This is a genomic window from Paenibacillus sp. FSL R7-0313, assembly GCF_037969885.1.
Taxonomy (GTDB): domain Bacteria; phylum Bacillota; class Bacilli; order Paenibacillales; family Paenibacillaceae; genus Paenibacillus.
In genome coordinates this window covers 5,779,584-5,803,675 of the sequence record NZ_CP150219.1, presented here as the reverse complement: position 1 = coordinate 5,803,675, position 24,092 = coordinate 5,779,584, and the positions used below count along the sequence as shown (strand labels likewise).

At 46.9% G+C, this 24,092-nt stretch carries 21 protein-coding genes; 16 read left to right on the top strand and 5 right to left on the bottom strand.

The genetic code is table 11. The annotated features are described in order from the left end of the window. The first annotated feature begins 474 nt into the window (after positions 1-474). The 14 genes from rpiA to NSQ38_RS25145 all read left to right on the top strand — a co-directional run bounded on the left by rpiA (position 475) and on the right by NSQ38_RS25145 (position 14,863). Positions 475-1,146: a ribose-5-phosphate isomerase RpiA gene (rpiA, locus tag NSQ38_RS25210; protein ID WP_047842431.1), complete on the top strand. Its 672-nt coding sequence runs from the start codon at positions 475-477 to the stop codon at positions 1,144-1,146. 1 nt (position 1,147) lies between these two features. Beyond that, positions 1,148-1,771: a GNAT family protein gene (locus tag NSQ38_RS25205; protein ID WP_339790698.1), complete on the top strand. Its 624-nt coding sequence runs from the start codon at positions 1,148-1,150 to the stop codon at positions 1,769-1,771. A 15-nt stretch (positions 1,772-1,786) separates the two neighbouring features. After that, entirely contained in the window at positions 1,787-2,248 is a 462-nt protein-coding gene (locus tag NSQ38_RS25200; protein WP_017689273.1) for a MarR family transcriptional regulator, read from the top strand. Positions 2,249-2,534: 286 nt separating this feature from the next. Beyond that, on the top strand, positions 2,535-3,623 hold the full coding sequence (locus NSQ38_RS25195) for a cobalamin-dependent protein (protein WP_339784655.1): 1,089 nt from the start codon (positions 2,535-2,537) through the stop codon (positions 3,621-3,623). A gap of 15 nt (positions 3,624-3,638) precedes the next feature. Beyond that, complete coding sequence (locus NSQ38_RS25190) at positions 3,639-5,348, top strand: ATP-binding protein (protein WP_339784652.1); 1,710 nt, start codon at positions 3,639-3,641, stop codon at positions 5,346-5,348. Positions 5,349-5,384: 36 nt separating this feature from the next. Next, positions 5,385-6,347 (top strand): alpha/beta hydrolase, encoded by a 963-nt coding sequence (locus NSQ38_RS25185; protein ID WP_339784649.1) that lies wholly within the window; start codon positions 5,385-5,387, stop codon positions 6,345-6,347. A gap of 57 nt (positions 6,348-6,404) precedes the next feature. Beyond that, positions 6,405-6,755 (top strand): hypothetical protein, encoded by a 351-nt coding sequence (locus tag NSQ38_RS25180; RefSeq protein ID WP_339784646.1) that lies wholly within the window; start codon positions 6,405-6,407, stop codon positions 6,753-6,755. 17 nt (positions 6,756-6,772) lie between these two features. Further along, positions 6,773-7,486, top strand: coding sequence for a class I SAM-dependent methyltransferase (locus NSQ38_RS25175; RefSeq protein ID WP_339784643.1), 714 nt, complete (start codon positions 6,773-6,775; stop codon positions 7,484-7,486). A gap of 67 nt (positions 7,487-7,553) precedes the next feature. Further along, the gene (locus NSQ38_RS25170; protein WP_339784640.1) at positions 7,554-8,540 is read left to right on the top strand and encodes a BadF/BadG/BcrA/BcrD ATPase family protein; all 987 of its coding nucleotides are present in this window, start codon (positions 7,554-7,556) and stop codon (positions 8,538-8,540) included. A gap of 63 nt (positions 8,541-8,603) precedes the next feature. After that, on the top strand, positions 8,604-9,041 hold the full coding sequence (locus NSQ38_RS25165; RefSeq protein WP_036670273.1) for a GNAT family N-acetyltransferase: 438 nt from the start codon (positions 8,604-8,606) through the stop codon (positions 9,039-9,041). A gap of 216 nt (positions 9,042-9,257) precedes the next feature. Beyond that, positions 9,258-9,716 (top strand): MarR family transcriptional regulator, encoded by a 459-nt coding sequence (locus NSQ38_RS25160; RefSeq protein ID WP_338593757.1) that lies wholly within the window; start codon positions 9,258-9,260, stop codon positions 9,714-9,716. Further along, positions 9,713-12,880 carry an MMPL family transporter gene (locus NSQ38_RS25155; protein ID WP_339784637.1) on the top strand — a complete coding sequence of 1,056 codons (3,168 nt, stop codon included), beginning with the start codon at positions 9,713-9,715 and terminating at the stop codon, positions 12,878-12,880. Before NSQ38_RS25160 ends, NSQ38_RS25155 begins: the two co-directional genes overlap by 4 nt. 202 nt (positions 12,881-13,082) lie before the next feature. After that, positions 13,083-13,709, top strand: a complete 627-nt coding sequence (locus NSQ38_RS25150; protein ID WP_338593759.1) for a GDSL-type esterase/lipase family protein — start codon at positions 13,083-13,085, stop codon at positions 13,707-13,709. 92 nt (positions 13,710-13,801) lie between these two features. After that, entirely contained in the window at positions 13,802-14,863 is a 1,062-nt protein-coding gene (locus NSQ38_RS25145; RefSeq protein WP_339784635.1) for a phosphotransferase, read from the top strand. 120 nt (positions 14,864-14,983) lie between these two features. Here NSQ38_RS25145 and NSQ38_RS25140 read toward each other — a convergent pair whose 3' ends face one another. The 3 genes from NSQ38_RS25140 to NSQ38_RS25130 all read right to left on the bottom strand — a co-directional run bounded on the left by NSQ38_RS25140 (position 14,984) and on the right by NSQ38_RS25130 (position 18,681). After that, the gene (locus tag NSQ38_RS25140; RefSeq protein WP_339784633.1) at positions 14,984-15,661 is read right to left on the bottom strand and encodes a tetratricopeptide repeat protein; all 678 of its coding nucleotides are present in this window, start codon (positions 15,659-15,661) and stop codon (positions 14,984-14,986) included. Between the two features lie 14 nt (positions 15,662-15,675). Then, entirely contained in the window at positions 15,676-17,664 is a 1,989-nt protein-coding gene (locus tag NSQ38_RS25135; protein WP_339784630.1) for a translation factor GTPase family protein, read from the bottom strand. A 141-nt stretch (positions 17,665-17,805) separates the two neighbouring features. Continuing rightward, on the bottom strand, positions 17,806-18,681 hold the full coding sequence (locus tag NSQ38_RS25130; RefSeq protein ID WP_339784627.1) for an AraC family transcriptional regulator: 876 nt from the start codon (positions 18,679-18,681) through the stop codon (positions 17,806-17,808). Positions 18,682-18,873: 192 nt separating this feature from the next. Between NSQ38_RS25130 and NSQ38_RS25125 the strand changes: the two genes are divergently transcribed. Both NSQ38_RS25125 and NSQ38_RS25120 read left to right on the top strand, forming a co-directional pair. After that, positions 18,874-20,391 (top strand): tagaturonate reductase, encoded by a 1,518-nt coding sequence (locus tag NSQ38_RS25125; protein WP_339784624.1) that lies wholly within the window; start codon positions 18,874-18,876, stop codon positions 20,389-20,391. Further along, entirely contained in the window at positions 20,388-21,902 is a 1,515-nt protein-coding gene (locus NSQ38_RS25120) for an altronate dehydratase family protein (protein WP_339784621.1), read from the top strand. Before NSQ38_RS25125 ends, NSQ38_RS25120 begins: the two co-directional genes overlap by 4 nt. Before the next feature lie 101 nt (positions 21,903-22,003). On the opposite strand, the gene NSQ38_RS25115 is transcribed toward NSQ38_RS25120, so the two are convergent. Continuing rightward, entirely contained in the window at positions 22,004-22,690 is a 687-nt protein-coding gene (locus NSQ38_RS25115) for a hypothetical protein (protein ID WP_338593768.1), read from the bottom strand. Between the two features lie 34 nt (positions 22,691-22,724). After that, complete coding sequence (locus tag NSQ38_RS25110) at positions 22,725-23,681, bottom strand: WYL domain-containing protein (protein WP_339784619.1); 957 nt, start codon at positions 23,679-23,681, stop codon at positions 22,725-22,727. Positions 23,682-24,092: the final 411 nt, after the last annotated feature.

The window sequence follows — 24,092 nt, the reverse complement described above, 5'->3', positions numbered from 1 at the left end:
CTGATCTTCTTTAAATTAAGAAACTTTAGGGTTGCTTTGGTACAGTGAACTAGATCATTCCGTGATCCCCTCCAAAGGAAATTTATGCGACCATGGTCTTGGTTTATCAGTCGCTTTCGTAGAGACTTATGTACCGTATGAACCATAGGTGTCTAATTATTAAAACACATCTATAATTAATATGTCGTATAAAATGTCGTTAAATTGAATAGTATCGTTAAATTTTTTTTAATATTTTACGTATTTATGGACATATCAGATGTATTATAGGTATTTAGAACTGTTTATTTTAAAATTTCCCATTTTTTAGCTTCATTCTGTATTCTATAACATGGTGGGTAAAAATACATCCTTCAACTAAACAAAAATATGATGGCAAAGATGCAACAGAAGGCACGGATATACATCGGAAGCGGTTTTATCTATAATAACTACATATGCATTTCTCAAATTATGAGCAGCGGGGGTTTATAGATGAATCTTAAACAGATAGCAGCAGAGCGTGCGGCAGAATATGTTGAAGATGGAATGAAGGTTGGATTGGGTACAGGTTCAACAGCTTATTATGCCATCTGCCGGATCGGTGAGCGGGTACGTGATGGATTGAACATTCAAGCAGTTGCCACTTCAGAGGCTTCGGACAAGCTTGCCCGTGAATGGGGGATTCCCATCGTCCCATTTGACCAGATTGGACGTCTGGATCTGACCATTGATGGCGCTGATGAAGTAGATCCCGAATTTAACCTGATTAAAGGGGGCGGCGGGGCTCTTTTGCGTGAGAAAATCGTGGCAGCCAATAGTGACAAATTGATTATTGTAGCGGATGGCAGCAAAGCCGTGCAAAAGTTGGGGAAATTCCCGCTTCCAGTTGAGGTTGTTCCATTTGCTTCTGAGTGGACCTTCCAGGCGCTCGAAAAATTGGGGTGTCAACCGCAATGGCGGATGGATGGACAGCAACGTTATCTGACAGACAACGGAAACCTGATAGCAGATTGCCACTTGGAGGCGATTGATCACGCTGCGGACCTTAATGTTCAATTGAACATGTTACCAGGTGTTGTTGATAACGGACTATTTGTGGATATGGCTAGTACAGTCATTCTTGCCAATGCGGACGGAAGTATTGAAGAGCTTCATCGTTCTTAATATGGAAGAGGGTGCTTTTCATCGTATGAAAGAACTGCCAATCGTTGATGGTGAACTTGTACTCAGGTGTGTGGAGAAACAGGATCTGAAAGAACTCTATGAATTGATCTACAGTGATGACGTACCTGAATGGAAGCAATGGGATGCACCCTATTACCCACTTAAACACGAAAGTTATGAAAGTTTTGAACAAGATATGCTCAAACGTATGAACGTTGATCCTGGTGATACCAAACCCGTATCAATCCGTATTATTGAATCCGACAGACAAATTGTGGGTACAATCAGCTATTACATAGAAGATGAGTTATCCATGTGGCTGGAAATGGGGATTGTAATATACAGATCTGTCCAGTGGGGACGCGGGGTTGGCACACGCTCACTTGTCATGTGGTCAAGTCATTTGTTCGAACAGATGCCTTTGGTTCGGGTTGGATTGACTACTTGGTCTGGTAATGAACGTATGATGCGTGCGGCTGTGAAAGCCGGATTACAGGTGGAGGGACGAATGCGGAAGTGTCGTATCGTTCGCGGGCAGTACTATGATTCAATTCGTATGGGGATGCTCCGTGAGGAGTGGGAGCAGAAGCTGGCCCCTCATACGAGCCGAAATGTAAACAACTGATGGAGGATTATTGAAATGCTGAACACGGAGGACAACCGGGAACTGTCTTTACAATTATTCGTAGTTCTTGTTCGGGCCTACAATTCTGTGACCTCACGTTCCAATCGGGACATCCAGAGTCACGGACTGAATACGACAGAATTTGGTGTGCTTGATTTGTTATATCATAAGGGGCCGCAGGCATTGCAAAAGATTGGTGAAAAGGTGTTAATGTCCAGTGGTAATATTACGTACGTTGTAGATAAGTTGCAAAATAAAAATCTGCTGTTTCGTCGACCATCCAAAGAAGATCGGCGTGTCATTTACGCTGAGTTAACCGAGGAAGGAAGAGAATTGTTCACACAGATATTTCCTCAACACCATCAGGTCATCATTGATGCTTTGGAAGGACTTGACCCTTCCGAGAAAGTGGATGCGATTAAGATGTTGAAGAAGCTGGGATTGGCGGCAGAAGGGAAAACTGACTTGCGTTCATAACGCAGGTCAGTTTTTTTTGTGGATCTCGAAAAGTACAGGCGTATACTGGCTGACTGGCTTGCAAGGCCCTCCATAATATAGGAAGATTGTTCTATACATTCATCGTGTGTAAAACATGATCATCGAAAGTTCATGTATAATAGAACAGAACGATTAAGAGCGGAATGGATGGATTGGATCAAGTAGAAGAACCTATCCCGATTGCAAGTTAGCTAACATCGATCTCATTCTGGATTAGTCACGAATGATGATGGAGATGTGATGCGGGTAGAGGAGAGGTGCATCTATGAGTCATCAAGAAGCAGGAGAACGATTGCTCCAAGAATCTGCGAACTTAGCTGATAAAATAACGGAGAAACAGTATCTCAGACAGCCCGATTTACTTGAGCGATTTGGCGAGAATGGAAAAATGCGAACCAAACAGGATTCGGAGTATAGCTTGAACTATTTGGCAGAAAGTGCACTCGTACAGAGTCCAGGCCTGTTTACTCATTATATTACCTGGCTGAAAGTTCTACTTGAGGGTTATAAGGTATCACCAGAAGACCTGGAAATTAATCTCAATCTGATCAAAGAGACATTGGAAGAAGAATTTGACCATCCGTCAAAGGCACTTTTGCTCGAGTATCTGGAGATGGGAATATATAGAACAACACACATGGAGTCACAGGCGGGTTACATCAACGAATCCATGCCATATGGAGATGCCGCGCAATCGTACTTGCAGTGTTTGCTTGAGAATAAACGGAAAGAAGCCTTCGAGATCATTGAAGCCCAGTTAGAAGCTGGGGTGACGATTCGTGATATTTATCGATATATCTTTCAGCCCACCCAATATGAAATTGGACGATTGTGGCAATGCCATCGTATCAGTGTGGGGCAAGAACACTTTTGTACGGCAGCGACCCAGTCATTCATATCACGTCTCTATTCTCGCTGGTTGATTCATACAGGTCAGGATAAAAAACTAGTGGCTACCTGTGTAGGCAGTGAACAACATGAGATCGGACTGCGTATGCTCACAGATGTGTTTGAGATGGAAGGTTGGGATACGCACTATCTGGGAGCCAATGTTCCCAATGGAAGTGTAATAGAGGCTATAGAGCGGCATCAGGGCGATGTTGTTGCGATTTCAGTTACGATGACGTATCACCTTCATCTGGCCAAAGAGTTGATTCATCTGATCCGTCATCATCCGGCAACGGCACATGTGAAGATTATGGTTGGGGGATATCCCTTTAATATTGATCAGGAGTTGTGGAAAACGATAGGAGCTGACGGTTATGCTCCAGGAGCCGATGAAGCGGTAGCGGTTGCAGAACAATTACTGGCTCAGCCAGCTACATGTAATCAGCTTGATATGGTTAGGGATTAAGAGAGGGATGATGTGATGTCTAATGAGAGCGGAGAGATACAGAGGCTACGCAGAACGATTGAGCAGTTATCGGATCAGATGATTCGGAGTAAAGAGCAAGAGGAACGGACACTTGCAGAATTCTCGGATATGAATAATGAACTGGTGACACTCCAGCGTCTGCTTGCAAAGAACAATAACAGTCTTGAAGCTGCACGTCAGCAAGCAGTAGATGCAGGTGATTCAAAAATCGCATTTATTGCAGGTATCAGTCATGATTTTCGTACACCATTAAATGGCATATTGGGGATGGCTGAGATGCTTAAGTTGTCTCCCTTGTCTGAAGAACAGGAGAATTCCGTTTCCGTTATACAAGATGCTGCCAAACTGCTGCTTAAGCTGATTCAGGATCTTCTGGATCTGTCCAAACTTGAGGCGGGTCAGATGCGACTTGAACTGGGAGAAGTGGATCTGCAAGAGACGATAAACTATATTGTTCGTTTGCTCGAACCCCAAGTCAGAAAGAACGGAAATCAGTTATCCATAGACTGTGACCCCAGAATCTCTACTCCTCTTGAAGGGGATCCAACGAGGATTACACAGATACTGATCAATCTAATTCAGAATGCGAACAAATTCACATCAGAAGGTACGGTGCGGATACGAGTTACCCTTATGGAAGATGATGAGAGCAAACAAATGATCCGCTTTGAAGTCGAAGACACGGGGATTGGTATCTCGGAAGAAGATCAGAACCAGTTATTTCAACCCTACATGCAGACTGAACGAGGACGCTCAAGTGAGTATGGAGGAACGGGCCTTGGATTATCGATCTGCAGGTCGCTCGTTACACTGATGGAAGGTCAGATTGGAGTAGACAGTCAGGAGGGTGAAGGATCAACATTCTGGTTCGAACTTACACTTGGTAAGAAAGACGGTAACCAGTCCGCTAACCAGTCTGTTGCTTCCGCTCAAGAGCATCAGGGGCAGGACATGGATGATAAAGCTTCTTCTGTATCTGTATTGCTGGCTGATGATAATGTCATCAACCGACAGCTTGTTATGTTACAGCTCAAAAAACTGGGAATAACCCAAGTGGATGCTGTAGTGAATGGGGAAGAGGCGATAGCTGCTTTTCTCAGCAAAAAATACAGTTTGATTCTCATGGACTATATGATGCCATTGATGGACGGTTTGGAGGCAACACGCAAAATCCGCTCGATAGAAATGGATGAAATGCGCCATACCACACCCATTATTGCAATGACAGGTAATGTCATGCAGGGAGAGAAAGACAAGTGTATGGAAGCCGGGATGAATGACTTTATTGGCAAACCCTTCACGCTGGAAATTCTGAGTAAGATGATCGAGAAGTGGCAGCAATCCTCCGAACCGACAGAGGTACTAAATATGAACATCGTACATGAGATTGCGGAATTAAACACCGATGGCGATCGTACCCTCCTCGGTATGTTGTTGGACATGTATCGTACCGAGACACCCGGCAAGATTGAGGTGCTGCGCAGACATATTGTGTCCGGCGACCATGTTGCTGCAACCGAAGTAGCCCATGATCTGAAATCAGGGAGTCTGAGTCTTGGGATTCGTTATTTATCAACTTTGTTTGCCCAGATAGAGCAGTTTGCGAAGGAAGGTCAATCACGGAAAGCAGAACCTTTGCTGGATGCTTTGTTACCTGCCTATCAAGCAGCATGTGTGTCACTTCAACGAGTAAGTAAAGATTGAACATATCTTAATAAGGAAAGAGGGTAGAACTCGTTCATGTTATTTTACGTACTTGCAGTACTGGTACTGATCGTTCTTGCTCTTTTGTGGGCAGGTGGGCTTTATTTTTTCAAAACGGCCATTCGCCGTACGCCAAAAACGTTTTTGGTGGATAACCCGAATCTGATGCCTGAACCGGACAATGAAATCATCAGCAGTGCTTCCGATCTGAAGTGGCTTGATGGTCAGCCTACAGAAGAGATATCTCTTCAATCACATGATGGATTAAAACTGCATGGTACATGGCTCAGTTCCAATAAAGGGTCGGATCAGACGGTTATTCTGGCACATGGTTATTCGGGGAGAGGCAGAGAAATGGCTGGTTTTGCCCGATTCTATGCTGAAAAGCACGGCTATAACGTACTCATGCCAGATGATCGAGGTCATGGACAGAGTGAAGGTGATATCATCGGTTTTGGCTGGTTAGATCGGAAGGATTATGTCCAGTGGACCAACTGGGTGCTTGAAAAAGTGGGTACACAAGGGGAAATCGTATTGCACGGCATATCCATGGGAGGAGCAACCGTACTGATGACAGGTGGTGAAGCTCTGCCGACTCAGGTTAAAGCGATTGTGTCTGATTGTGCGTATACATCCGTGGAAGAAGAACTGACGTTCCAGTTAAAGCAATTATACAAGCTACCTGCATTTCCGTTTATACCTGTCACAAGTCTGATCTCCCGGTGGAAAGCAGGGTATTCCTTCAGAGAGGCTTCGGCTCTCAAGCAACTTGCCAAAGTCAACGTTCCTGTGCTGTTCATCCACGGTGAGGCTGATACGTTTGTACCAACGGAAATGGTGTACAGGTTGTATGAAGCTTGCCCAACCAAAAAGGAATTGCTGACCGTCCCTCGTGCGGGTCATGGCACAGCGTTTCAAGTTGACCGCACCGGATATGAGGCGGCACTGGAATCCTTTATGAAAAAGAATCTGTCGCAACCAGAATCCGTAATCAATTGATTCTCGTATTGTATTATGGGTATTCATTGATAGGACAGATGTGTAAGGAGGCGGAAGATGGCGCGCACACAAAGGAAATGTTCTTACTGCCATGAAGGAATGGCAGAAGATGAGTTTAAGTGCAAATCTTGCGGTAATCTGGTTGCCACCAAAACGGCATTGCCTGAACAACCTTATATGATCGAATATGAAGAATCGGTATTGGATCGTTATTCCATCATTTTGCTTGTACTGATTACACTTTTTCTCGCTCCGGTGGCTATTTCCATTGGTGGAGTTATGTTATTTAACGACAGTTCATACAAGAGGGATACGGGTAAATTGCTTGTAACGGCTGGATTCGTCATCATGATCATTTTTTCAATCATTCTATTCGCCGGTACTGGGACATTGACGTTTAACTTCTAAACGATGGGGGTGCTTTGATGGGAAATGAACAATTTGAGGCTGCACGAAAAGCAGAGGCAGGTTATCACTCCAACTTCTATCAGAACAATGAATTATTCGCCTCTGGTACCTGGATGTCGAGGCCCATGCCTATGGTGATGGATATGCTGGAACGTTTACTTGCTCATAAGAAGGACTTGCGTGTTCTTGATCTGGGATGTGGAGTGGGAAGGCATACGATACCGATTGCACAGCGTCTTGCAAAAACGAACAGTGAAGTCATCGGCGTGGATTTGCTTGACGAGGCTATAGATGGACTTCGCAAGTATGCGAAAGAATATCAGGTTGATCATCTCGTGCAGGCAGTGAAAGCAGATGTTGAACATTATGCTGTTGAGAAGGATTATTTTGATTATATTGCTGCTTGTTCTTGTCTCGAACATGTCTCAAATAAGCAAGCCTTCATGGAAGCGATAGAACGATTACAAGCGGGAACTCGAACAGGCGGCATTCATTGTATTACGATGAGTACCAATGTGGAGGAAAAGGAAATTAACACAGGTCGTGAGATTGAGCCGTTAATTGAGCTGAACCTGCCCACAGCGGAGGCGATTGCTATACTGGAGAATGCTTACAAAGGCTGGAATATTCTGCTTCAGGAACATGTCACACAGACGATTGAAGAGGAAAAGTATGATGAACCGACACAATTTCGTTGTGAACTGCTTCGTTTTGCTGTACAAAAGCAATAAACTCTCTGCCGGGACCTGACATGGACCCGGCACTCTTAATGTGTGGTCTGAAGGGAGATCGTTAAGGATGAATACATATGTAATAGGGATGGATGGAGGAGGGAGCCACACGCGTGTGGCTGTCGCAGATCAGAACGGGAAGATTTTATCCTATGTGCAAAAGAGTGGTTGCAACCGTTATCACGATACCAATGCCGAGCAAAATGTGCTGGAAGCTATCGCCGAAGCGATAACTCAGGCTGGACTCCAATCAGATCAGATCGCCTCCATCCAGGCAGGAATGGCAGGTCTGAATCAGCCTGAAGATACGATTTGGGCGGAGGCATTACTCGCTCGTACGGGGATTACAGGCAGGATCAGTGCGGTAAACGATACGCACATCGCACATACAGCGGCCTTCGATGGTGAGCCAGGTATTGTCGCTATTGGAGGAACAGGATCTCTGATCCTTGGCAGAACCGAACAGGGAGCTTGGCTCCGCAACGATCAGTTCGGTCATTATGCGCCGACAGCAGCACGTTTTCTGGCTTACGACACCGTGCATTCAATCCTCGCAGGACGTTATGGGCCGCATGACCAAGCTTGGATTGAGCAGGTGTTGAGATATTGGAATGTTGCCTCAATTCGAGAACTCGCTGCGCTGGGAATAGCGGGTTTTGCCGAAAATAAACAGGCGACCAACCGGAAATTTGGTCAGATGGCGTCTATGGTGACTGAAGCTGCTGATCGGAATATTCCCCTCGCAGTTAGGGTGTGCGGCTCGGCAGCCGATACGGCTGTTGTGGGCATACTGATGCTGGCATCCTGTTTCGATCAGCCCACAGTGTCAATGACGCTTACCGGAAGTTGTCTGAGTTCACCATATATGGTGGAGGCTGTTCAGAAAGGACTGGATGCTGCCAATATGCGCGAAGGGAAAAAAATTCAATACATATCCAGTAACTTGCCGGCAGTTGGGGGCGCACTGCTGGATGCCTATCATTTGGCGCAGATCAACGTATCGGAAAACATCTCAACTATGCTTCAATCGGAGCTGAATCGGCACACGACTTGAACTTTTAGAGGCTAACGACTACAATACGATAACGGAAACAAGCAAGGTATAGGAGGAATCAAGGTGTTAATTAATCTGAAATCACGCATACAGGAGCCGGAAGTACAGGAACTATTGTCCTACTCGGTCTTTCCTGATCCGGATCACTTGAACCGTGCGTTGCAACAATATGTAGAGAAAGACGAATTGCAAATGGGCGGTTACGAAGATGAGGGACAATTGATCGGTCTGATTGGATATGAGAAGACAGGAACAAGTGAGGTTACCATTCATCATATCTCGGTTTTGCCTGAAAACCGCTTTAAAAATTATGGACGTGGTATGATCTCACAACTGTTGGCAACATACAATCCTGATAGACTGATTGCTGAGGCCGAGCTGGAAGCCGTCGAGTTTTATCGGAATACGGGGTTTGTGGTATATAGTCTGGGCGAACTGTATCCAGGTGTAGAGCGATTCCGTTGTGTGCTTGAAAAAGAGGAAGATACAGACGAAGAGTAGCACAAAGGCTTTTTATTACTTTAAGAAATATATGAATTATAATCATTACAGGATGTTGGATTTGGCAATGAGCTGAGTCGGACGTCCTGCTTTTTTTTGTCGTTTTCATCAAAAAAACAGGAAAAAAGTATTGCTTTGTGAGATTGTTTCATTATAGAATAGTTTCACAGAAGAATAGTTCGTTAAGTGAACTATATTGCGAAAGGAGAATGATGAATGAGCACACCGGATGCTAAAAGTCTTATTAATCGCTATTTGGATGCATCTTTCCTGATGACTAAACGATTTGATACCAGAATACGTGAACGTGTAGGGCAGATTTTGACGATGGATCAGTTCTGTTCACTTCGACTCATTAATGAGAAGCAGTCTTGTACACCCTCTGATCTTGCAGAACTTCTGTGCATAGGCAAGAGCAGTATTACTGCTTTGGTCAACAAGCTGGTGGATCGGGATCTGGTCCATCGAGCCGGAGATGAACGTGACCGCCGGGTCGTATATTTGACGCTGACAGAGACCGGAAGTCAGGTGTACAGGGAGACAGAGCAGGAAATACAGCAGATTCTGGAGCCGTATCTGGTTCATTTTACACCGGAAGAGGTTCGTAATTTCATTGAATCTTTTGAGAAGCTTGCAGCTTTGTTATCGCATGAAGGAGGACGGGAGAACGAATGAGAACGATATTGAAAGCACGATGGTGGTTGATGGGGTTATGGGTAGTTGTAGCTGCCGTATTGATGTTTACTGCCCCTAACATGAGTGAACTGATTCGGGAGAAAGGACAGATTTCGGTTCCTGAAGGATACTCGTCGACCAAAGCATCGGCGATTTTGGATGAAGTTGCAGCACAAAAAGGAGAACAGCAGGGCAGCCAGATTGCCCTTGTATTCTATAATCCCGATGGTCTGGGTACCACGGGAAAACAAGAGGCAGAGAAGGCTGTTAAGCAATTGGAGGCCGACAAAGAGAAGCTCGGCATTCTGTCCATTCTGGAACCTTTCTCTCAGCCTGAATTGTCCGAGAAGATGATCTCGGCTGATGGCAAAACGATTCTAACGTCGCTATCCATTGATCTGGGAGATCGTACGGTCAAGGAAATGCGGGAAGACCTGAATGAAGCATTGAAGTCCGTCAATGTGGAGCACTACATAACCGGTAAAGGTCTGATTGACGAGGATACCATTGAAAGTTCCCAAGAGGGGCTTAAGAAATCGGAATATATTACCGTTGTCTTTATTTTACTCATTCTGTTCCTGGTGTTCCGTTCGTTTGTAGCTCCGTTTGTACCGCTGCTGACGGTGGGCATCAGTTACATTGTATCGCAACAGATTGTTGCATTCCTGGTGGATGGGTTGGACTTCCCGATATCCACGTTTACACAGATCTTTATGGTCGCCGTCATGTTCGGGATTGGTACGGATTACTGCATCCTGCTGATCAGTCGGTTCAAGGAAGAACTGGCTCATCATGAGAATACGTGGGATGCCATCATTGCTACCTATCGTACTGCTGGTAAAACGGTACTCTTCTCAGCACTTGCCGTGCTGGTTGGATTCATTGCGATCGGCTTTGCCCAGTTTATCTTATACCGTTCTGCGGTAGCTGTAGCTGTTGGCATTGCAGTTATGCTGCTTGCACTGGGAACCATTGTACCGTTCTTCATGGCCGTGCTTGGCAAAAAGATGTTCTGGCCATCCAAAGGTTCACTGGAACATGCCGAGAGCAAGATCTATGGTGCGGCTGGTCGCTTCTCGCTGAAACGTCCATGGGCTGCGTTGCTCATCATTGCAGCAGTATGTGTTCCTCTTCTGGCAACCTATGATGGCAAACTGTCATTCAACAGTCTAGATGAGATTGGTGAGAAGTATGATTCAGTAAAAGCATTTAACATTATCTCCGACAGCTTCGGTCCGGGCGAATCACTTCCAAGTCAGATCGTCATTCAGAACGATGAAGCGATGGATAATGCGAAGTATATGGCCGTAGCTGAGAAAATCAGCCGGGAAGTTGAGAAAGTACCCGGGATCTCCGGTGTCCGTAGTATGACACGACCTACGGGTGATGAGATCAAAGATTTTGAAGTTACACAGCAAGTGGGAACATTATCGGATGGACTGGGTGAAGGCAAGACGGGTCTCGACAAAATCCGTGATGGTCTGAGTGAAGCCAGCAGTCAGCTAAGTAAAAATGAACCACAATTAAAAGAAGCTGCCGCTGGAGCAGGGGAACTTACCAAAGGGACCTCCCAGTTGCAATCAGGTATCACGCAACTCAGTGAGGGACTTGGGCAGATTGAAAAAGGGATTCGAGATGGTTCTGCAGGTGCGGGTGATCTGAAAGCCGGACTTCAGCAAGCCAAAACGAGTGCAGATCAACTTGCACAAGCGAACAATCAGTTACTTGAAGCCTATCGTCAGGCGGGAGCTGGTGTCGCTGCACTCGGGGAAGGAACTCGTGAACTGGAGCAACAGCTGAGCGGGGTTTCAACGGCTTTGACCAGTCTCACGGAATCCTTCACAGCACTTGAAGAACGTTATCCTGAATTACAGCAAGATGCTGACTACCAGCGTATCAAAGGTACGATTGGTGAAACAGGTTCTGGTACAGCGCAGCTCGCCCAAGGTTTGGGGCAGATTCAGACCAAGCTGGGAGAAGCCGCTGCTGGAATTAATCAGGCCAATGAAGGTTTTGCCTCCGCAGCAGCCGGACAGAAGGCTCTTGCCGATGGTCTGAGCCAAATTGTGACGGGAATCGGTCAGTTGCAGTCCGGTCTCAACCAGGCTGCTGATGGTCAGGGTAAAGTGATCAGCGAAATCCCTTCCATCCAGGATGGTCTTGGTCAGCTTCAGGGTGGACAGGAGAAAATTCAGCAAGGTTTCTCAGATCTGAGTGGTCAGCTGACACAACTGACAGATGGACTGAACCAGAGTGTCGATGGCATCAAGCAAGTTTCGGGAGGATTGGATTCGGCACAAGATTATCTGACCGAGCTGCAGAATTCACCTGATTCGGATCTGGCAGGCTGGTACGTTCCTGAAGAAGCATTGAACAACAAAGACTTCAAACAGGTATTTGATACGTATCTGTCCAAAGATCGTAAAACGATGACGATTGACGTTATTTTCGCCGAGAATCCATACGGAACAGAAGCCATTGATCGTGTTCCTGACATTGAGGCGGCAGTACATCGTGCGGTACAAGGCAGTGCGCTTGAAAAAGCAGACATAGCTGTAGGTGGCGTTACGAGTACGTTTGCAGATTTGCAGGAAATCTCGAATAACGACTATACACGTACTGTAATACTGATGCTGGCGGGTACATTTATTATTCTGGTTGTGCTGCTTCGCTCGGTCATTATGCCACTGTATCTGATCGTTTCCTTATTACTGGCTTATTTCACATCGATGGCGGTAACTGAAGTAGTCTTTGTTAATATCCTTGGGTTCGCAGGCATCAGCTGGGTTACTCCATTCTTCGGATTTGTCATGCTGATTGCACTTGGTGTGGATTATAGCATCTTCCTGATGGACCGTTTCAATGAGAACAAAGGCATGAAAGTACAGGATGCCATGTTGTACGCGATGAAGAACATGGGAACTGTTATTTTATCTGCCGCGGTCATTCTGAGCGGTACATTTGCTGCCATGTATCCATCCGGTGTTCTCTCGATGATGCAGATTGCCACAGTAGTCCTTAGCGGACTGATCTTGTACTCTCTGCTGTTCCTGCCATTCTTCGTTCCAGTGATGGTGAAGATGTTTGGCCGGGCCAACTGGTGGCCATTCCCGAACAAGGAACAATCAGATTCCGTTGATTCGGATCGGACCATAGGCATGTAATGCATTGCAATAAATCAGGCTCTGCCGCGTTATGCGGCAGGGCTTTTTTCTTTTTTTACCTCTACAGAGAAGAAATATAGTTTTATGCAAAAGAAAGGTGCATGCCTAAGGACACCATCCCGCGCCTTGTCTTGCCACTCATCATAAGATATAGAGCAGTTCATTATGGTTCAGAGAAATCACAGCAGAGAGGGGCGACGGGATGGTATATCGATATGTGGCTATAGGCGATTCATTAACGGTAGGTACAGGAGCGTTGCTGGGCACCGGCTTTGTTCCTTTATATCGGCGAATGGCAGAAATGAATGTTCGTACGTTTGTATCCATGGAAAATATGGGCGTGAATGGACTGACGTCGGGGGAAATGTTGCAGATGATCTCTTCGCATCCCCGAGTGCGGCAATCACTCCGTGAAGCGAATATCATTACCATATCCATTGGCGGGAATGATCTGATTCGTACGTTTAAAGCAAGTAACGGCATTCCAAATGCCAGCAAAATGACACAGGTGCTCGGAGAAACCCGCAGTAATGTATCCCAGATCATGCGGCACATTCGGCAGTTAAAGGGAAACAGTGAGTATATGGTCCGATCCATCGGATTGTACAACCCGTATCCACAAGCGACGGAAGCTGCGTACTGGGTGCGCCAATATAATTCTTTTCTGAATGGAGCGGGATCAGGCAACTATGCGTGTGCTCAGGTCTATGACAGGTTCGAAGGTCGTGAGCGTGAACTGTTGTTCTGGGACAGAGTGCATCCTAATGCAAGAGGGTATCGTGTCATTGCGGAGCAGCTTAATCGAACGGGATATTATCCGTTCTCTTGATCACTTTGGAACAGAACTAGACCAAGCGATGGACTTCATTTAAGATAAATAGAAGACAGTTCCATTTTGTGAGATAAAGGGGTTAATTTTTGGTGCAAAACATCGATTCCGGTTCCCTCCATCCTTCAGAGCAGCAGCGTATATCCGAAGTGTTGGCCTTATACGGTTTCACATCGGATTGGAAAGGCGAGCGTGGAAAGGGTGGGATGAATAATTCTACTTACATGCTCCATGTAGACGGGACTAATTACGTCATGAGACAATATGAAACACATAATGATCCGATGAAAATCACCTTTGAACACGAGGTGCTGGAAGCCCTCCAACGTTCGAACTTTAAGCTTGATACACCTTCACCTGTAAGGCGGTTATCTGGTGAGGCAGGTACATTCCTTCCTGTAAAAGAACCCCTCACAGGTCATACCAAAATCGTGACTCTGTTTCATTATAGGGAAGGCGTCAATCCTATCTGGCATACACCAGATCAATTGATAGGGCTCGGTAAAGCAGCGGGGGCCCTGTCTTCTGTTATGGCTACGTTGGATATAACAATTGAACCTGTATACCCACCGTACTATCAAATTCAGGATGCGTATCCGCTCTGTTCACCAGAACGATTATTACAGTTATGCACATCGCCGCCGGAGCAATTGGCCGCATGTGCAAATGAGTTGAAGCAACTGAGAGATGCGCTGCCAGATCTGTTTGAAGCTCTGCGGGGAATGGAACATCTGCCTCATCAATTGGTTCATGGGGACATGAATGCCTCGAATGTATTGGCAGATCAGCAGGATGGTGAAATCTGTGCCATTTTGGATTTTGAATTTGCGACATGGGATTTGCGGATAATGGAGCTGGCTGTTCCGATGTCCGACCTCCTTACCATGGACAAGAGTGAAGAATGGATGTGGCAGGCACAAGAGGGACTGATCAGGGGATTTCGGGAACATGTCAGCCTGGAACGGGAAGAGTTGTTAGCTATACCTCGATTAATTCTGCTGCGCAGTCTGGATGTGGTCATGCATTTCATCAGCCGGATGTTTGAGGGTACAGATGAGCCGGAAGTGGCTGTGGATCAGATTGTGAAGCTCAAACAGCGGATTGACTGGATGTCTCTTCATGAAGAACGACTGCGTGAGATATTGGTATATTAATGTTGTTGTTAAGAATAAAGTGCACTGTTTCTGCTCATACGAGGGCAGAGATCAGTGCACTTTTATTGGTTAGAAGAGTGATATATGAAGATTACAGCGTATAACGGATGACATTACGCATTACAAGCCACGTTTGCGGAACCAACTGCGCACAGCCCAGCGGCGCTCCTGACGTTTTTTGTATTTGGGCAACGAACGATACACGTCCAACGATTGCTCGTAAGCCTGTTTCGCATCAGCATTGCGTCCGAGGGAACGATGAACCGTGCCGAGCAGATAATAAGCTTCACTGGAAGAGGAATGAATCTCCTGAAACTGATGCACATAATCCAGCGCTTTGTCTTCATGCGTATCTTTGAAGGCTCCAGCAAGGGTTAGGTACGGGCGTCCGTACTTGACTCTGGGGTTGATCTCAAGGGCTTGCAAAATATGACGTTCGCCTTTTTCGATGTTGCCCAAATGAAGCTCAGTTGTCCCCAATGCCTCCCAGTACTCAGCCGATTGTTCGTATGGGCGCTCCAGTTCAAGCAATAAGGCATGTGCCTCACTATACCGCTTGCGTTCAATTAACAGACGAGCCAGTTCCAGCTTGGAAGAAACTTCATTGGGACTCATGGCAAGCTGCTGCCGAAGCCGGGAGATGTTACGCATACGCTTGAGAGGTTTCGTGAAGCTTGGGAACACCCCAACGTAACGACGATCCAGAAAATACAGTATAACGAGTAAAATAAGGATGGCAATGAACGGATTACCTACAATCCGCCATAGAAGCCCAAAGATAAGAAATTTTATAAGCACAGGTTCAACTCCATTTATGATGTAATCGCGTTTCGTACACTTAAAATATATTTCGACTGATCCAGCGGGTCAACTCCTCTGCGTTTGCGAGCATGATTCACATCCGCAGGACAATCTTGGTATCCGGCAAACGAAGTCGTAAGCACCCCGCGGCCGCTTGTCTCGGAACGCAGTTTCACCGGATAATCCATTGAGGTGGCAAGAGGCATAACTCCTTCAATAATACAACGTCCGCTACCAATGACGGGGGCTTCGAAGGTTGCCCGCATATGTACCAGATCACTAAGGGCCTTACCGCCGTATTCTTCCGGGACCGTCAGCCGGAACTGAAGAAGGGGTTCCAGTAACGTGGTACCTGTTCTCGACAATCCATCCATGATTCCCATAGGCGTGGCTACGACAAAATCCAGCGGATGCGTATGCCAGACATGATGTTCCCCTTCAACCAGCGTGATACGCAGATCAGTTACTTCCCAACCGAGCATACCTTGAGACAAGGCTTCCGGAATTCGTCGTTCAACTTCATTCTGATAACGTAGCAGCAGATCATCTGTCCTTACGGTTGAGGAATATACCAGACCGCTTCCGCGAGGCAAAGGTTCAATCTTGAAGCGGAGGATGGCCCAGCAGGGCTTAGGCATCGTATAGGCGATGTAACCTTCTCCGGCTGTACGGGGTGTCTCCTTATAGATGACGGATGGCGGATCAAACACGACATCCAATCCGAAACGACTCAGCAACAGGCTGGATAAAATCTCAAGCTGAATGGTTCCCATGACCTTGAGATGCAGTTCTCGTTCCTCCGGTAACCATTGCAGGTCGAGTAAGGGGTCTTCATCCGTCAATTCTTGCAATGCTGCGACAAGATCGGGGTAACGTGCCGGGTCCTTGCCATGTACTTGTACGGTCAGCAAAGGTACAGCCATCTGTGGAAGAGGAGGTACACCCTCAGGATTGCCGATAATGTCACCCACATGTGTGTCACTCAGTCCGTACAGCATAGCAATCTGCCCCGCGTGAACGGCACCGGTATCCGCCCATTTCCGTCCATCCATGCGGCGAATCTGCGTCACTTTCTCTTCAAGCTCCCGCGTCGAATTATGGATGGTATCCCGATTGTGTAAGCTGCCACCATACATACGGACGTAAGCCGTGCGTCCCATCGTGCGATCACGTTCAATTTTGAACACAACACCGGATACGGGAGAGTCCACTGGTTGTGCAGGTGCAGGCAGAAATGCAAGGACCGCGTCCAGCAATGCCGTGACGCCAATTCCTTTGCCGGAAGCGCCATAACACACAGGGAACATCTCACCCTGATGCACATACCGCAGGAATGCTTCATTCAGATCCTTTTGCGATAACGGAGTCTCCTGAATGTAGGCTTCCATGACCTCTTCGTCCAGCTCGGCAAGTATCTCGACCAGACCTGGAATGGAAGGTGTGCCATCTGACAGAGAATCTTGATTCGGGTTCCAGAGGGAGTCGATGCCATGAAATGAACCTTCATGGATATGGCATGTTTGGATTTCGCATGCGAAAGGGGACAGGGTGGAACGAATCTGCTCCATTACCGCTGGGGCAGATGCGCCAATCCGATCCATTTTATTAATATAGATGATGGTTGGGATGCGAAGTGAACGAAGGGCATGCCAGATGGCTTCACTCTGGGACTGAATTCCTTCTACTGCCGACAGAATGAGAATAGCGCCATCCATTACCCGTAGCGTTCGCTCTACTTCGGAGCTAAAATCAATGTGACCAGGCGTATCAATGAGGTCAATGATGGTGTTCTTCCAGATCAGAGAGGTCATGGCTGCCTGAACGGATATGCCACGTTCTTTCTCAATGTCCAGGGAGTCTGTGGCTGTTGTTCCGTCATCTACACGTCCCGGACTGCGGACGACACCACTCTCAAATAACATATGCTCGGTGGTAGTTGTTTTCCCCGCATCCACATGGGCGAAGATGCCAATATTCCTGCGATTCAATTCGTTTAACATGGAATGCTAAGCTCCTCTGACAACGGAATGCAATGTTTCCGACAAGTAATAATCCAGATTATCATACCACATCTTCCATATGGAAGAATATGTGGATATATATGATTAGACCCAGGAACCTACGTCCAGTCTGGTTCTATTTTAACGAGAACTGTTCATGGTTCTGCGATAAGCTGCGGGCGTTGTGCCGGTTAATTTTTTGAATTGACGGTAAAAGTGGGGCAGGCTGTCGAACCCGCAAGCATCGGCAACGGCTGCCATCGTCTCATCACCTTGTACCAGATGCTCTTTCGCCATAATGACCCTTCGCGCTAATGCATAATCCGTTAGAGTCATACCCGTGTATCGTTTAAATGCACGACTGAAATGGGCAGGGGATACAGAGGCGTACTGTGCCAGTTCAGGGAGGGACAGGCCATTCCGAAGGTTATCGTCAATATGAGAGATCGTAGAAGAGAGCCATGAGGGACCCGGAGCGGATTTACCCGGATTCGCAGGTCCTGCAGCTTCCAGACGTTCCAGAAAAATAAGCAACAGTTGCAGCCTTAACAGGGCCGCATGTGCGCTTAGATGATGACCGAGCTGGAATTCGGTCTGAATATCATCAATAAGGGAGGCCACCTGTGATTGCTCCTCTGTGTTCAGATGCCTCTTATACACGCGTTGTTTACGACAACGTTCAAACAGGCTTAGCAAAGAAGAAGCAGCACCTCCGGCGGTGGATGCCAGCAATCCCGGGCTGAAGAACAATGCGGAAGATGTGACAGGATTGCCTGCATCCGGCAAGGCTCGATGAACCGTGCTGCCAGGAATGATGAACAGATCTCCTTCTTGCATATTCTCAAGTCCAGTATCAATAAAGATGCTTCCCTGTCCTCGATATACATAGATAATTTCATGCCAGTCGTGAAGATGATCTGGCAATTCGTTCTGAGGGGATTTGGTGTCGCTGTACACCAGGCGGAATGGAATACCGGATTCTGCCTGAATAGTCGTACGAACAGGTGAACGTTCCATAAAGACTCCTTTCCAGACGATCGTCTTCAACGAGATGTTAAGCCTGGTCATTAGAGAGTATATTTACCGCAATAAAAGCAATTTAATTTCCTTTTATTGATGATACAATGAATTTAAAGCGTTTACAATAAAAGGATGCAGAGCCTATGAGCTGCATTCCGACAGTACAAATAATCGATGAGGTGAGTGTCCATGTCGGCAAGCACAAAACGGCCAAGATTGAAGCTGAATTTACTGGGGAGCGATGGTCAGCGCAAGTGCAAGGAGATTATGGAGCGTCCCGTGAAGGTTTTGCAGATTGGAGAAGGTAATTTCTTGCGGGGATTTGCAGACTGGATGCTTCATGAGAGTGCCAGACAAGGCAAATTCCATGGAAGTGTAGCTGTTACGCAACCACGACCGGGAGGCAAGGCCAAGCTGGAGCAGATTCGTGATCAGGACGGGTTATACACGATGATTACGCGAGGGCTGTCTCAAGGAAAGCCGGTTGAGCGGACAGAGTTGATCTCCATTTTCTCACAGTGTATCAATCCGTATGAGGAATGGGATGCCTTTCTGAACTTGGCGGAACTGCCTTCACTTGAGTTCGTTATTTCCAATACAACCGAATCAGGATTGAAATATACGTATGCGGACTATATCGAGGGTGAACCCGTACAATCATTTCCGGGGAAATTAACGGTTTTTCTGCATCAGCGATATTTGAAATTTGATGGTGATCCATCCAGAGGTTTGATTCATCTGCCATGTGAGCTGCTTGAAGGCAATGGGGATGTGCTGCGCAGTTGTGTCCTCCGTCATAGTGAGGATTATGGGTATTCGGATGGCTTCCGTTCATGGATCGAGAACCATAATCACTTCTTGAACAATCTGGTAGACCGAATTGTCACAGGTGCGCCGACCCAGGAGGAAGCCGATTCCCTGACGAATCGTTGGGGTTATGAGGACCAGTTGATTAATACGGCAGAGCCATATCATTTTTGGGCCATTCAGGGTGATGAATCATTGGACAAAAAACTTCCACTCAAACAGGCAGGACTCAATGTACATTGGGTGAAAGATCTGAAGCCTTTTCAGGTACGCAAGGTTCGTATTTTGAATGGGGCACATACCTTAATGTCATCCCTCGGCATTCTACAAGGCAAGCAACATGTGAGAGAAACGATGGAAGATCCACATTTTGGCACATGGATCAGGGAAGCGGTGCATCAGGAGATCGTCCCTGCTCTGGATATGCCCGATTATCAGCTGGACCAGTATGCGGAAGAAGTGCTCGAACGGTTCCTTAACCCGTATATTGATCACAAATTGCAAGATATTGCTTTGAATACGATTGGTAAATTCAAGGTTCGTGTGTTGCCTACACTTTTGTCTTACGAGCAAAATCACGGAAGATGGCCAGAACGTTTAATTCAAGGGTTTGCTGGATTATTGTGTCTCTATCGTCCGGTAAATACGCCAGAAGGTTACAAGGCACAACGACTGAATGGGGAAGATATTCTGCTGCGGGATGACCCGGATGTCCTCGCTGCTTTGGCCGCACACTGGGAAGGTTATGACACGCATAACAGGAATCAGAACCAACTGGATAACCGAGTAGCGGCTGTGTTGTCGGATACCCTGATCTGGGGCGAAAATCTGGATGCAAGAGAAGGGCTGCGTGCAGCACTTGTTCGTGAAATCGGATTGTTGGAAGGTGAAGGGAAATGAACACAACAAGTACAATCAATGACTGGATTGCCATTCAACCGCAGGATGATGTTATTATAGCGCTTCGGGATTATGCCAAAGGAGAATGTATTACCCTGTCAGACGGTGTTTCCTTTACACTACTCGATGACGTGCCGAAGGGGCATAAGATTGCTGTGCATACGCTGGCCCCAGGTGATGATGTAATGAAGTATGGTTTCTCCATCGGCATTGCCCAAGAGCAGATTGAGCAGGGAAGCTGGATTCATAGTCACAACCTGAAGACGGGGCTGCACGGATTGCTTGAATATGAATACCAACCGGGGGCCCAGGTTCAGACGGACATGCCACCGGAACATCTGCGCTCATTCGATGGATATTTACGTCCCAATGGTGAAGCAGGTATCCGTAATGAGATCTGGATTGTGAATACGGTTGGATGTATCAATAAAGTGTGTGAAGCATTGGCACGTATGGGGCAGTCCCAGTTTGGAAGCCGGGTAGATGGTGTATTTCACTTTCCGCATCCATTCGGGTGTTCACAGCTTGGTGATGATCTGAAGTATACACAACAGTTGCTGGCTTCCTTGGTGGAGCATCCGAACGCAGGAGGCGTGCTTGTCATCGGTCTGGGCTGTGAGAACAATCAGGTCGATGAATTCCGTGAGTGTATTGCTCCGGAATACCGCGGCAAAGTACGGTTTCTCAAAGCACAGGAAACGGATGACGAGCTTGAGGAAGGGCTTCGACTGATGGAAGAACTTGTGGAGATCGCTGAACATGAACAACGGCAGCCGCTTCCGCTCAGCAAACTCAAAATTGGTTTGAAGTGTGGCGGTTCCGATGGTTTATCTGGCATTACAGCCAATCCGCTGGTCGGTGCAGTTGCTGATATGCTGGTTGCTGCCGGGGGTACGGCTATTCTGACGGAAGTTCCGGAGATGTTTGGTGCGGAGACAATCTTAATGAACCGGGCTGCCAATGAGCAGGTATTTCATGATTTGGTGGACCTTGTGAACGGTTTCAAGCAATATTTTGTGAACCATGGCCAGAACATCTATGAGAATCCTTCCCCTGGTAATAAGGCTGGTGGCATCACAACGCTGGAGGAAAAGTCACTTGGATGTACGCAAAAGGGAGGACGTTCTTCCGTAGTTGACGTTCTACGCTATGGCAAACGTGTAACTCAAACCGGTCTGAACATTGTAGAAGCACCGGGTAATGACCTGGTATCTGTAACGGCACTGTCTGCAGCGGGTGCACATATTGTGCTCTTCACAACAGGGCGGGGGACTCCCTTCGGAGGTCCGGTACCTACCGTCAAGATTGCGACCCAATCCGATCTGGCTAATCGCAAAAAACACTGGATTGACTTCAACGCAGGCCAGTTGTTGGAGGGGCAGACGATGGATGAGGTCAAAGTACAGCTGTTCGGCCAGCTGATTGACATTGCTTCAGGACGGTCACATACACTCAGTGAGCAGCATGGATTCCGGGAGATTGCCATATTCAAGGATGGCGTGATTCTCTAAATTCATTCTGGCTGGATGTTGTTTATCGTCTACGATGCATTATAGGGTGAACCACAGCCAATTCCGGTTGAAATTTGCACTACAACCGGGATTGGCTTTATTTAGATTGCACGGATGCCAAGTGCTTTGAAGATGCTTGATAATGCGGCGGGTGAAGCATGTTGCTGTAGTTGCGCAGCCAACAGTTCACGCGCCTCTTCTACGCTGCCTTCGAATGGCTTAATGCCATGACGCTGCATCCAGTGATCTGCGGTCTCATATGCGGAGCTGTTCCATGCGACTTTGCCTTCGGCGAGTCCCTCTTTTTCTTTGGTTCCACTGATCACAATGGCTGCACAGCCCTGAAGGTCCAGAAGTCCACGGTCAAATGTTTTTTTGTCCTCTTTTGCCCCGAAATCAGCTTGTGATCGCAAGGCACGTCCATCGATGCCTTCCTGTTCTGCAACTAAGGCATGGAGTTTGAACGCTTCACGGGAGAGCAGACCCGCTTCATACTGTTCCTTGATGGTTTTGGAGTCGGCAAGCAGTCGGTGTACCCAAGGGAAGTACTCAGATGAGACAAGAAGCGCTTTCTTTTTAACAAATTTTCCATATGCAGCAATGCCCTCTTCAGCCAGGCGTGAACGCCATAACCAGGGATCGAGTTCATCATCCTTGTGCCAATGTTCTTTGGGGGTTAGCGATGACAGCGAAGGATAATCGGCAAATAGTGGTGCCAGAGGCAGCAGCCCTATAGACTGGATACGCTGTACTGCTTGTTCGTACGTTATAACGGCTTCATATGTCATGATATCAGTAGGCTCCTTTTTGTGTGTAGTCAAGCTACGACTTGGTTGAAGCAAGGTATCTCCGGCTCACTTCCTCGGCATGCTGACGAATCTCACTGCGAAGTTGGAGGGGTTCAATCACTTCGGCTTCACGTCCCAATCGGTAAAAGAATCGTACGGCCCAGTCCCATTCCCCTGGTGGACAAAGGAATGATAATTCCCAGAGGTCCGGGGCAATTTCAATCATCTTTTCACCAATATGCTCGTCTTGTTCAGCTTCAATCATTCCCCGGTAACTCAGTTGTGCCTTAACTAGTGTTGGCGGCTGTTCTGGAGGGATCGGCTTGCTCTGCTGTTGCTCCGCCTGTTCGTGAAACACCAGTGCATCCTGAGGTTCGATCGCCTTGACATCGATAATTTGGTCAACCCGGAATAGACGCTGTTCACCATGTTCGATCGAATATGCTTCACAGTACCAGAAGCCGGAGGAAGCATATACCCGTGAGGGACAGATATGCAACCACCGCTGACGTGTTGCGGAGCGATATAACACACTAAGCCACCCGTGTTCGGGTATGCATGCCAGCAGTGCGTCCAGATGAGGAAGAATGTAATTGCGGTCTGGAATATGATGATGCAGCTGTTTGAGCATGGGATCAATTCGCGACATGATATCATCCGGAATGATGGCCTTAACTTTGTTCATCAGGGTCCAGCGTTTCTCATGAAAGGGTGTATCCGCGTAGCGACTTAGACCTTCAAGAGCGAATATGAGCGTCGCTGCTTCTACCGGGTCCAGCTGTAATGGGGGTAATACGTAACCCTCCATAAGTCTGAAACCGCCTCCCGGACCGGAAATGGCAATAATGGGCACATTCATCTCGGAGAGGGACTGAATATCCCGAAGAATCGTGCGACGGGAAACCTCAAATTTCTCGCCTAATGAGTGTGCCGTTTCGTGACCATGCTGTAATGCCATTACGATGGCAGCAAGCCGATTTGTTCTGTTCATGTCAGCCACTCCGTTTCGATCTGCGCCGCCGGAAAGTGATGTCGTAGTAATATTTCTATTGTAACAACGAATAAGTGACATCATGAGTGTCACCAATATTTCAACTGTTCATTATTTTATAATGGATCAGCATCAGGATTCACAAGCATGTTCCGGCAGGCTTTGTTAAAATGTGTTTCTCGTCCAATTCGCTTTACATACTGATATTTCCTTCTATCAAAAAGACCACAGATCATGCCAAAAACCCGCATCCGGTGTAGACGGATACGGGAAGTAGCAGCTTTTGGCTTACAGAGGACGATAAAGGTCTGAAATCTATACCAATATGCTCGCTGAAGACAATAACAAGCATAAAAGGAATGAATATGTGACACTTTGTATCACGGGTATTTCTATCACAGTGTTTCATTC